8 protein-coding genes are annotated in these 8,754 nt (G+C 56.3%); all 8 read right to left on the bottom strand.

Translation table 11 applies throughout. The features are described 5' to 3' along the window. Positions 1-37 precede the first annotated feature (37 nt). The 8 genes from ACIQ39_RS17170 to ACIQ39_RS17135 all read right to left on the bottom strand — a co-directional run bounded on the left by ACIQ39_RS17170 (position 38) and on the right by ACIQ39_RS17135 (position 8,505). On the bottom strand, positions 38-1,027 hold the full coding sequence (locus tag ACIQ39_RS17170; protein ID WP_396435816.1) for an FkbM family methyltransferase: 990 nt from the start codon (positions 1,025-1,027) through the stop codon (positions 38-40). A gap of 60 nt (positions 1,028-1,087) precedes the next feature. After that, a complete protein-coding gene (locus ACIQ39_RS17165; protein ID WP_396435815.1) occupies positions 1,088-2,584 on the bottom strand; it encodes an oligosaccharide flippase family protein in 1,497 nt (498 codons plus the stop codon). 6 nt (positions 2,585-2,590) lie between these two features. Beyond that, positions 2,591-3,688 (bottom strand): GDP-mannose 4,6-dehydratase, encoded by a 1,098-nt coding sequence (gene gmd / locus ACIQ39_RS17160; protein ID WP_396435814.1) that lies wholly within the window; start codon positions 3,686-3,688, stop codon positions 2,591-2,593. Positions 3,689-3,748: 60 nt separating this feature from the next. Then, on the bottom strand, positions 3,749-5,038 hold the full coding sequence (gene wecC / locus ACIQ39_RS17155) for a UDP-N-acetyl-D-mannosamine dehydrogenase (RefSeq protein ID WP_396435813.1): 1,290 nt from the start codon (positions 5,036-5,038) through the stop codon (positions 3,749-3,751). Then, on the bottom strand, positions 5,022-6,176 hold the full coding sequence (gene wecB, locus ACIQ39_RS17150) for a non-hydrolyzing UDP-N-acetylglucosamine 2-epimerase (RefSeq protein WP_396435812.1): 1,155 nt from the start codon (positions 6,174-6,176) through the stop codon (positions 5,022-5,024). The genes wecC and wecB overlap by 17 nt, the downstream gene beginning before the upstream one ends. Positions 6,177-6,209: 33 nt before the next feature. After that, positions 6,210-7,715 (bottom strand): mannose-1-phosphate guanylyltransferase/mannose-6-phosphate isomerase, encoded by a 1,506-nt coding sequence (locus ACIQ39_RS17145; RefSeq protein ID WP_396435811.1) that lies wholly within the window; start codon positions 7,713-7,715, stop codon positions 6,210-6,212. Continuing rightward, positions 7,712-8,107 (bottom strand): MarR family EPS-associated transcriptional regulator, encoded by a 396-nt coding sequence (locus ACIQ39_RS17140; RefSeq protein WP_396435810.1) that lies wholly within the window; start codon positions 8,105-8,107, stop codon positions 7,712-7,714. Before ACIQ39_RS17140 ends, ACIQ39_RS17145 begins: the two co-directional genes overlap by 4 nt. Positions 8,108-8,253: 146 nt before the next feature. Then, positions 8,254-8,505 (bottom strand): AbrB/MazE/SpoVT family DNA-binding domain-containing protein, encoded by a 252-nt coding sequence (locus tag ACIQ39_RS17135; protein WP_396435809.1) that lies wholly within the window; start codon positions 8,503-8,505, stop codon positions 8,254-8,256. Positions 8,506-8,754: the final 249 nt, after the last annotated feature.

Raw genomic sequence — 8,754 nt, 5'->3', positions numbered from 1 at the left:
AGAAAGCATAACGTGCCACTACAAAGATTTTTAAGCTTCAGTCTGAAAACCCTCGCAAGTGCTTGAATTTATTGGCAGACTGGGCTGCGGAAGGAAGCGTTTCTGGAAAAAGGTGTCGAACTTCTGTATCCGTGACATGCGATTCGAGAGCTTCGTCGATGAAAACATAATTGAATGTGCTCTGGCGGTTGGATTTTTGCGCAACCCAGTTCAGGATACTTTGTCGATCAACGCGAACAGGCGACTCGGTGGCGGTGTAAACCGTATAGCCCCGGTCGAAGAACAGATTGAATATTTTCTGGTAGTCCGGGTTGAATCCGGATGGATGGAACTCCTCCAGGCACACCTCCAGGAGCCAGATAGGCTTGACTTTGCGATCAAGTGTCAGCAGCGCCCCGCTCAAGACTTGAAACTCAGCACCCTCCACATCGATCTTGATGAAGATGCGGTCTTCTTCAAATCTCGTTCCCAGAATATTGTCCAGTGTGGAGACTGCGATCTGCTGGCTGTGCTTGGACGAATAACCTGCCCAACCTTTGATCAAGGAGGCGGACGGCCCGCTTGCACCGTAAAGTGTGAGAAGCCCGGGTCTTTCACTGAGCGCCAGGGGGAATATTTCCACGGTGTCCTGATAGCTATTTACTATAAGGTTCTGCATCAGGCACTTGAGATTCTGTTGCTGCGGCTCAAAGGCAAGTACCGGTTTCCCCTCTTGTGATGCCAGACAGGTGTAGTAGCCCAAGTTCGCACCCACGTCCACAAACACCTGTACGTGTGCGAGCATTTTTCTGATGATTTTCGTTTCTTCCACTTCGAACTCACCAACCCGCATCTGTTGATACGCAGGATGGAAGCCTGAAACAAGCTTGAAACCTAACGGTGTTGTCACTTCAGTGGTCTTCTTCCAGACCATTGTTCCCCACCAGTCCTTCAGGTGATGAAGCTTGCGCTCCATGCCTTTATAAAAGGAGTAGAGCCAGCGGTGTTTCTTCAGACGCTGGCGAACGGAATTCGGAATGATAGTCATAAATAGATTGAATCAATTGACGGTGTGCGGGGCAGTGGCAGCAATCAAACGTGTCAGGTGTTACCGAGTCCTGCGCTGAAGCATCGCCAGAGCGTAACCTCGCAGTTCACCAGATGTAAGGACGGATACGAGGGGAAGTGCCAGCATCGCTAAGACTCCGCCAGTCAGCTTCACGAAAACGTCGTCGAAGTAGGTTGAGTCGAGTTGCCAAAGGCAGGCCCCGACGGCCATCGAAAGCAACAAGGGTATGCCGACATCTCGGCCGAGCCAATGGAGACCTTGTCCAGGCAAGAGCCGCCGATGCATATACCAAGTCCCGAACAACATGTAAAAGATCAACACCGCCAACCACGCTGCGCCGCCGCCCACGGTGCCGAATTTCAGCGGTAGAAAGGCCAGCAAGGGAAGCATCACAACGATCAGCGCCAGATAGATTGTCAACGACAGGCGCGTTGCGCCATATGCGAGCTGCAAGGCGTACGGGAAATGCATGAGGCCGTGGAGTGCAGAGCCTGAAGCTAGCAATGCGATCACAGGCGCCGTGCTGGTCGCGACCTGGAGATTGCCGGTCCAGACGTAAACAATATCCTTTGCAAAGACCGCGAGCAGCATGGCAGCCGGGAAAAGGATTGAGGCCAGCAACCGGGTGCCGAGGCGGTACAGCTTCGTCAATTCCCCGAGATCACCCTTGGCGACCGAAGCTGAGAAACGGGGATAGATGAGGTTGAACACGGGCGTGATCAGGATGTACAGCCCGCTCACCACGACGGACGCGAGCATGTAGTGCCCAAAGTCCTCCAAGGCGAGCACTTTGCTGAGGATGACCTTGTCGAGCTGGCTGAACACAAGGCCCGTCAGCCCGATGGCACTCATACCTGCGGTGAAACGCCATATGCGCTTGAGTTCCGCCGTGTCGAACCGGTTCGCATCCGACGTTCCAATCACCCACCAGGTGACCTTCCTCAGTGTCACCGCGTAAACCAGTCCCACGAACGCCTGCCAGGCAAAGAAGGCTTCAATGGTCGGAGACACAAAAGCCAGGATCAACACTGCGCCCACGCTGCCCAAGGTGACCATGGACATGTTCACCGCACTGGATATGGTCATTCGCTGTGCGCCGATCAGCGCACCTTGGTACAGGCCAATGGGCCATCGCGAGGCCACCACCAGGCCCATCAGCATCAGCGCGTTCACGACGGTCTGACCCGGAAGGTCCTTCGACTTCAACCAGTGGGTCGCAATAACAGGCGCCAGCAAAATGACCGCCAGCCCGATGACAATGGCGACGCACCAGTAGATGACGGCCAGCGTGTGCAGCAGCTTGCCGGCGTCCCTCAGTTGGCCGGAGGCCGAGCACCGCGCAACCTCGCGATTCATGGTCGGCGCCATCCCCATGTCAAGCAACTGAAACATCACTTGCGCGGTCATGAAGAAACCGATCAAACCATAGGCTTCCATGCCGAGATACTTGAGATAGAACGGCACGACCGCAAAGCCTACCAATGCAGACCAGCCTGAATTGGCCAGCCCCGCCAGCAGGTTGCGACGCAGATTCATCTGCGCTTACTCGTGGTAATCGTTGGCCGCATAGCCGTGGCGCTTGATGAGTTCGTCTCTTTCAGCGGATTTCAGATCTTCGCGGACCATCTCGCTGACAAGTTCCCGAAAGGTGATCCTGGGCGACCAACCCAACTTCTCTCGAGCTTTGGATGCGTCGCCCAAGAGTGTTTCCACTTCCGTCGGGCGGAAGTAGCGGGGATCGACGGATACGAGGCACTTTCCTTGTTCGTCATATCCCTTTTCTTCCACGCCACTGCCGTCCCAGCGCATCCTGATGCCCATTTCCGAGGCGGCTTCGTTCACGAAGTCCCGCACGCTGTACTGCACCCCCGTGGCAATCACAAAGTCCTCGGCCTGCGTCTGCTGCAACATGAGCCATTGCATCTCAACGTAGTCCTTGGCGTGTCCCCAGTCGCGCAGCGCATTCAGGTTGCCCAGGTAAAGGTGCTCCTGCAAACCGAGCTTGATGCGTGCCAGCGCGCGCGTGATCTTGCGGGTCACGAAGTTTTCGCCGCGCACCGGTGATTCGTGGTTGAAGAGGATCCCGTTGCACGCGTACATGCCGTAGGCTTCGCGGTAGTTCACCGTGATCCAGTACGCGTACAGCTTGGCCACTGCGTAGGGCGAACGTGGATAGAAGGGAGTGGTCTCTTTCTGCGGCGTTTCCTGCACCAAGCCATACAGTTCGGAGGTGGAGGCTTGATAGAAGCGGGTCTTCTTCTCCATCCCCAGAATGCGGATCGCCTCCAGAACGCGCAGAGCGCCCAGGGCGTCTGAATTGGCCGTGTACTCCGGTTCCTCAAAGGAGACTGCAACGTGACTCTGCGCCGCAAGGTTGTAGATTTCGTCGGGCTGAACCTGCTGAATGATGCGAATAAGGCTACTGGAGTCTGTCAAATCACCATGGTGCAGGAAAAAGCGGACATCTGCCTCATGTGGATCGCGATAAAGGTGGTCGATCCGCGCAGTGTTAAACATGGATGCTCGGCGTTTTATGCCATGAACCACATACCCTTTGTTCAACAGGAACTCGGCGAGATAGGAACCATCTTGGCCAGTTATGCCGGTTATGAGTGCAATTTTATTTATATATGTACGCATTGCTTTCTTTTGTTGCGCTTAACAAAGCTTATTTTGTTCAAATCAAAATCGATGAAACGATTAGGCAACCCATGCGCCTCTCGTATCAACAATCCTTTGAGAGGTTGATGGAGTCAAAGGCAGTTGCTTAAACTGCTTATGGTCTACCAAAAGCACCAAAACATCAGCCCTATGAGCAGCTTTTTCGTACTCAACTAGCTCTGTTTTAGTCGACTTAAACACATTGGGAAGCAAAGAAATGTGTGGCTCGATGGTCAAAACTGGGCCGGGGTGAGAGATTGCAATTTGATATGCAATTTCTAAAGCTGGGCTATCACGCAGGTCATCAATGTCGGGCTTGAATGCAAGGCCAAAGCACGCAACTGTTACATCCGATGCAGACTTAGTTGGATTTGCCAGCAGATACTCGGCAACGACGAGTTTTACCTTTTCTAACACCCAATGGGGCTTAGCGTCATTGACTTCGCGAGCAGCACGGATGAGGTTGACCAGCTCAGGAGTCTTGCTAACAATGAACCAAGGGTCAACCGCAATACAATGCCCACCCACGCCTGGGCCAGGCTGCAGAATATTGACGCGTGGGTGCCTGTTGGCCAGCTTGATGAGTTCCCAAACGTTGATGTCCAACTTGTCGCAGATGATGGATAACTCGTTGGCAAAGGCAATGTTGACATCGCGGAAACTATTTTCCGTGAGCTTGCACATTTCGGCGGTACGGGCGTTGGTGATGACGCATTCGCCTTGCACAAAGGTTTTGTACAGGCGTGTTGCAGCGGCTGAGCACTTGGGTGTCATGCCCCCAATCACGCGGTCGTTCTGGACCAGTTCGCGCAGCACTTGTCCTGGCAACACTCGCTCAGGGCAATGGGCGATGCGGATGTCGCTGGCTTCACCGTGGGTCTGGGGAAAGGTGAGATCGGGGCGAACCTCTGCAAGCCAGGCCGCCATTTGCTCGGTGGCACCCACTGGCGAAGTGGACTCGAGGATCACAAGGTCACCGGCCTTGAGGACCGCCGCAACTGATTTGCTGGCGGATTCGATGTAGTCCATGTCCGGGTGATGCGGTCCCGTGGGGCCATCCTTGAATGGCGTTGGCACTGCAATCAAAAAGGCATCAGCTGGCTCTGCTTTTGTGGTGGCACGCAGATAACCCTCGCTCACAGCGGCATGCACGACCATGTCCAGGTCAGGCTCGACGATGTGGATCTGGCCTCGGTTAATGGTGTCCACGGCGTGCTGGTTCACATCAACACCGATGACTTTGACTTTGCGGCTGGCAAAGACGGCAGCTGTCGGCAGGCCGATGTAGCCGAGGCCGAAGATGGAGATGGTTTTAAAGGGCAGGTTCATGGTAATGGGTGGTAGTAGACGCAGCCAGTTCTTCAAAGATGTTACGTATACGCTGACAAGCAACACCATCACCGTAAGGGTTGTGAGCAAAGGCCATGCGCTGGTATGCAGCCTCATCTTTGAGCAATGTGAGTGTTTCGCTGACGATGCGGCTGTGGTCCGTACCGACCAAGCGCACCGTGCCTGCAGCCACGGCCTCGGGACGTTCGGTCGTGTCTCGCATCACCAGCACCGGCTTGCCCAGCGAAGGCGCCTCTTCCTGGATGCCACCCGAGTCGGTCAGGATGAGGTGGCTGCACTTCATGAGGTAAACGAAGGGCAGGTAGTCCAGCGGTTCGATCAGGTGCACATTCGCGGCGTCGCCAAGGATTCGGCGGACAGGTTCTTGAACCTGAGGATTCAGGTGCACCGGATAGATAACCTGCACACCAGGCTCACGGGCAATGTCTTTCAGTGCGTGGCAGATGGACTCAAAGCCAGACCCGAAATTTTCACGCCTGTGGCCGGTCACCAGAACCAGACGTTTGACAGGATCGAGAAACGGGAACCGCGCAGCCAGAGTGGCACTCAACTGTGGGTCACTGGCAACGCGTTGGCTTACGCTGAGCAATGCGTCAATAACGGTGTTGCCCGTCACATAGATGGTTTCGGACAACAGGCCCTCGTTGACCAGATTGCTTCTGGATTCTTCTGTGGGCGCAAAGTGCAGACCGGCCAGTCGTCCGGTGATCTGACGGTTGCCTTCTTCGGGCCAGGGCGAATAGAGGTTGTGGGTGCGCAAACCAGCCTCCACATGGGCCACGCCTACTTGTCTGTAATAGGCAGCGAGGCTCGTCGCCATGGTGGTTGATGTATCTCCATGGATCAGTACCCAGTCTGGGCAGCAGTCGGCCAATACGCCATCCATGCCCATCAGAATGTTGCTGGTCAGTTGCGGCAGCGTCTGACCTGGGCGCATGAGGTCAAGGTCGTAATCGGGGGTGATTTCAAACAGCTGGAGAACCTGATCGAGCATCTGCCTGTGCTGCGCCGTAACGCACACTTTGACCACAAGCTTGGAGGATTTCTGTAGCTCCTTGACTAGAGGAGCCATTTTGATGGCTTCAGGCCTGGTGCCAAAAACGATGAGCAGTTTCATTTTTGCGTTGCCCGAGTTTGCTTTATTTGAAATTCAACGCACGCGGCCGTAGGTGTCTTCAAACCGCACGATATCGTCTTCACCCAAATAACTGCCCGATTGCACTTCGATGATCTCCAGCGGAATGGAGCCGGGGTTGGCCAAGCGGTGCACCTCGCCCAGGGGGATGTAGGTGGACTGGTTTTCGGTCAGGGTGAGCACTTTGTCGCCGTTGGTGATTTCGGCCGTACCAGTCACCACGATCCAGTGCTCTGCACGGTGGTGGTGTTTTTGCAGGCTCAGGCTGGCACCGGGCTTGACCTGAATGCGCTTGACCTTAAAGCGGCCGCCTTCGTCGATGCTGTCGTACCAGCCCCAGGGGCGGTGCACTTTGCGGTGCAAGATTTGCTCTTCGCGCTTTTGTGCGGTGAGTTGGTTGACGATGTGTTTCACGTCTTGGCTGTTGGCCTTGCTGGCCACCAGCACGGCATCTGCAGTCTCGACCACCACCAAGTCGCTCACACCCACCAAGCTCACTAGGCGGCTGCTGGCGTGTACTAAGGTGTTGTGGCTGCAGGTGTGAAGCACGTCGCCTACATGGGCGTTGCCGTGTTCGTCTTTGGGCAGCACGCTCCACACGGCGTCCCAGGTGCCCAGGTCGCTCCATCCGGCGTCGAGCGGGATCATCTGGATGGGGAAGGCGCTGCCGGGGCAGCGTTCCATGACGGCGTAGTCGATGGATTCTGCGGGGATGGCCGTGAATTGGGCTTTGCCGGGGCGCACAAAGGCGGCGTCGGTGCTGCGTTGCTCCCATGCGTGTTGGGTGGCTTGGGCGATGTCGGGGCGGAATTGTTGCAGCGCTTGCAGCCAGACCGAGGCTTTGAGCACGAACATGCCGGCGTTCCAGTAGTAGCCGCCTTCGCTCAGGTATTGCTGGGCGGTTTGGAGGTTGGGTTTTTCGACGAAGGCTTGGACCGACAGATGGTGGATTGCCGCGTCGCTGCGCTCCTCGCAATGACGGGTTTCATGGATTGTCGCGTCGCTGCGTTCCTCGCAATGACGGGCTACTTTGATGTATCCGTAGCCGGTTTCGGCTTGATGGGGGGTGATGCCCAGGATGACGATGCTGCCAGTGGCGGCTTGGGCGATGGCTTGGTGCATGGCCGCTGTAAAGGCGGCGGGCTGGGCCACGGTTTGGTCGGCGGGGGTAACGACGAGGATGGGGTCTTGCCCAGCTTCCATGGCCGCCAGGGCCGCCAGCGTGAGGGCTGGGGCGGTGTTGCGGCCCACGGGCTCGAGCAGGGCGCGGCCCAGTTCGATGCCGGTTTCGCGCAGTTGTTCGGTGGCCAAAAAGCGGTGCTCTTCGCCGGTGACGATGAGCGGCGGGCTGACTTGGATGTGCGCGTTACCCAGCTGGTTCAGGCGCTGCGCGGCCTGCTGAAACAGGCTGTCGTTGCCGGTCAAGCACAAAAATTGTTTGGGAAAGCCGGTGCGCGAGAGGGGCCACAAGCGGGTGCCAGAGCCGCCGCACAGGATGACGGGAGTGATGTGCTGGGTCATGGGTTGGCGGGGTGGGCGTGGGGGCCGGGGTGGCCGTTGTCTGGCGCGCTCAGTTCGGCCTTCAGGCTGTCGATTTCGGTGCGCAGGGCTTGGTATTCGGGTTGTTTGCGCTGCAAAAAGCGGCTGGCGAGCGAGACTTTTTCCAGCATGCCTTGCGGGGTCAGCACGTAGATGCAGCCAAATTTGTTTTTGAACTGGCTGAAGTTCTGCACCTTGGCCCAGCCTTTGTCGATGAGGGCATTGAGGCAGTAATTGAGCCCGCTGGTGCTGATGCCCAGTTGCTGAGCGATTTCGCGCCGCGTCAGGTCGGGGTTGACCTGCAGCATGCGCAGCACCCGAAAGTAGGTGTCTTCTTGCAGCTGCGTGCGGCGGCTGGGGGCGGGCGTGGGCATGTGTGGTGGGCTGCCCTTGGGGGGCTTGGGCGCTTTTTTTGCGCTTCAAGATGGCTACCGCAGTGCGCGCGCTGTTTGGCAGCGCTTGCACGGGGGCTGGGGTATTGGCTCGGGTCGGCCGGGATAGTTGTTTGAAAAAGTATATTTTAGTTGTTGTATGCAGGTTTGGTGTGTTGCATCACATGTTTTTTGTCGCTTCCTCTGCTGGTATGGATTTCGGGCGTCAGTTGGCGCAGCCGGGCCAACAGATCGGCTGACTCTGGCTTTTTATTCACCTGAAACTGCCGCTCGCCCACCAGGTGTAACTCCACCTCTTCACCCTCTTTCAGCCCCAAAGCAGCGACCAACTGTGCCGGAAAACGTAGCGCAAGCGAGTTCACCCATTTGGCGACTTGCATACCGATCTCCCTTGGGTATACAAAAATTTACTGTATATACAATCAACTGGTCACGACCATCAATACGCGCTTGGATTTGTGCGATGGTCGTGGTGGTCAATGATTAAGTCAAGGGTTAATGACAGGGCGGATTCAAAAGTGAAGTGCAACACCCTTGATTTCAGTGGATGAGCGTGGAGTGTTGCTGGCTGTTTGCAAGCAGTTCACGGTAAACAGTCAGCGGCGATCGTACCCCCAAACCTTTGCGCG

The sequence above is a fragment of the Limnohabitans sp. genome (assembly GCF_044361645.1).
In the GTDB taxonomy this organism is placed as follows: Bacteria; Pseudomonadota; Gammaproteobacteria; order Burkholderiales; family Burkholderiaceae_C; genus Limnohabitans_A.
Note: the sequence above shows the minus strand (reverse complement) of the source record. Positions and strands in the feature narration are given on the sequence as shown.

Bases quoted from the DNA above. Each gene is read 5' to 3' on its own strand.
- ACIQ39_RS17170 (WP_396435816.1), bottom strand. From the start codon at position 1,027: ATGACTATCATTCCGAATTCCGTTCGCCAGCGTCTGAAGAAACACCGC.
- ACIQ39_RS17165 (WP_396435815.1), bottom strand. From the start codon at position 2,584: ATGAATCTGCGTCGCAACCTGCTGGCGGGGCTGGCCAATTCAGGCTGG.
- gmd (WP_396435814.1), bottom strand. From the start codon at position 3,688: ATGCGTACATATATAAATAAAATTGCACTCATAACCGGCATAACTGGC.
- wecC (WP_396435813.1), bottom strand. From the start codon at position 5,038: ATGAACCTGCCCTTTAAAACCATCTCCATCTTCGGCCTCGGCTACATC.
- wecB (WP_396435812.1), bottom strand. From the start codon at position 6,176: ATGAAACTGCTCATCGTTTTTGGCACCAGGCCTGAAGCCATCAAAATG.
- ACIQ39_RS17145 (WP_396435811.1), bottom strand. From the start codon at position 7,715: ATGACCCAGCACATCACTCCCGTCATCCTGTGCGGCGGCTCTGGCACC.
- ACIQ39_RS17140 (WP_396435810.1), bottom strand. From the start codon at position 8,107: ATGCCCACGCCCGCCCCCAGCCGCCGCACGCAGCTGCAAGAAGACACC.
- ACIQ39_RS17135 (WP_396435809.1), bottom strand. From the start codon at position 8,505: ATGCAAGTCGCCAAATGGGTGAACTCGCTTGCGCTACGTTTTCCGGCA.